The organism is Streptomyces sp. ICN903 (genome assembly GCF_022015835.1).
GTDB lineage: Bacteria > Actinomycetota > Actinomycetes > Streptomycetales > Streptomycetaceae > Streptomyces > Streptomyces fenghuangensis.
The window spans coordinates 1-1,579 of the sequence record NZ_JAKMAY010000552.1 but is presented as its reverse complement, the minus strand read 5'-3'; the positions used below and the strand labels follow the sequence as shown (position 1 = coordinate 1,579).

Annotated in this window: 2 protein-coding genes; one reads left to right on the top strand and one right to left on the bottom strand. The window is 70.4% G+C overall.

Annotated elements, in window-relative coordinates; genetic code table 11:
• Positions 1-624: PTS transporter subunit EIIC (locus L7D48_RS28705; RefSeq protein ID WP_237884015.1), on the top strand; the 624-nt coding region annotated here is incomplete at its 5' end.
• 79 nt (positions 625-703) lie between these two features.
• Here the strand turns inward: L7D48_RS28705 and L7D48_RS28700 are convergent.
• Positions 704-1,459 carry an MBL fold metallo-hydrolase gene (locus tag L7D48_RS28700; protein WP_237884013.1) on the bottom strand — a complete coding sequence of 252 codons (756 nt, stop codon included), beginning with the start codon at positions 1,457-1,459 and terminating at the stop codon, positions 704-706.
• Between the last annotated feature and the right edge of the window lie 120 nt (positions 1,460-1,579).

Here is a 1,579-nt window from a genome sequence, read left to right as displayed (position 1 = left end):
GGGGTGTTCGGGGTGGCCAACCGGGCGCTGATCCCGGTGGGCATGCACCATCTGCTGAACTCGTTCCCGTGGTTCCAGGCGGGTTCCTACGAGGACGGCGGGGTGCGGTACGAGGGGGACATCGCGCGCTTCCTGCACGGGGATCCGACGGCGGGTCAGTTCATGACCGGGTTCTTCCCCATCATGATGTTCGCCCTTCCGGCGGCCTGTCTGGCGATGTACCACTGCGCGCGGCCCGAGCGCCGCAAGGTGGTGGGCGGGATGATGTTCTCCATCGCGCTGACCGCCTTCGTCACCGGGGTGACCGAGCCGATCGAGTTCACGTTCATCTTCGTGGCGCCGGTGCTGTACGCGGTCCACGCGGTGCTGACGGGGGTGTCGATGGCGCTGAGCTGGGCGCTGGGGGCGCGGGACGGTTTCGGTTTCTCCGCCGGGGCGATCGACTTCCTGCTGAATCTGGGGATCGCGTCCAAGCCGTGGCTGCTGGTGGTGCTGGGTCTGTGTTTCGCGGTGGTGTACTACGCGGTCTTCCGGTTCGCGATCACGCGGTTCGATCTGCCGACGCCGGGCCGGGAGTCGGACGAGGAGATCGCCGAGCAGGAGAAGGCGCAGTACCGGGCGTAGTGGTGGGCGCGGTCGGGTTCCGGGCCGGTACGGCCCTCGCCGGCCGGGCCCGTGAGCCGCGGGCCCGGCCGGCGGCCGGTCAGATCTCGTAGACGGCGCCGGGGCGGGCCATCTCCACGGGGCCGGAGAACGCGGCCTGTGCGTCGCGCAGGTTGTGCCGGGGGTCCGTCCACGGCGGGATGTGGGTGAGGACCAGGCGCCGGGCGTCCGCCTGCTGTGCGCACTCCCCGGCCTGCCGCCCGTTGAGGTGGAGTTCGGGGATGTCCTCCTTGCCGTCGGTGAAGGAGGCCTCGCACAGGAAGAGGTCGGCGTCCCGGGCCAGGTCGCACAGGGCGTCGCAGGGGCCGGTGTCGCCGGAGTAGACGAGGGTCCTGCCCTCGTGCTCGACGCGGAAGCCGTAGGTCTCCACCGGGTGCCGCACCCGGTCGGCGGTGACGGTCAGCGGTCCGAGCCGGAAGGTGCTGCGGGGGGCGAGGTCGCGGAAGTCGAAGACCTCGCTCATCGACTTCTCGGACGGGGTGTCGGCGTAGGCGGTGGTCAGCCGCTGCTCGGTGCCCGCGGGGCCGTACACCGGGATGGCCTCGCAGCGTCCTCCCTCGTGCCGGTAGTACCGGGCCACGAAGTACGCGCACATGTCGATGCAGTGGTCCGCGTGGAGGTGGCTGAGGACGATGGCGTCGAGGTCGTAGAGGCCGCAGTGGCGTTGCAGCTCGCCCAGGGCGCCGTTGCCCATGTCGAGCAGGAGCCGGTAGCCGTCGGCCTCTACGAGGTAGCTGGAGCAGGCCGATTCCGCGGACGGGAACGATCCCGAGCAGCCGACGACGGTGAGCTTCATAGGGGAAGGAACCTCCGTGGCCCGGGAAGAGGGGTTACCTGAGCGTAAGGCGCATGGGGGCCGGTGGGTCCTTCGCAGTGCCCCGTTGTGGGCGGAATCACCAGGGCGGGGGTGGTGCGG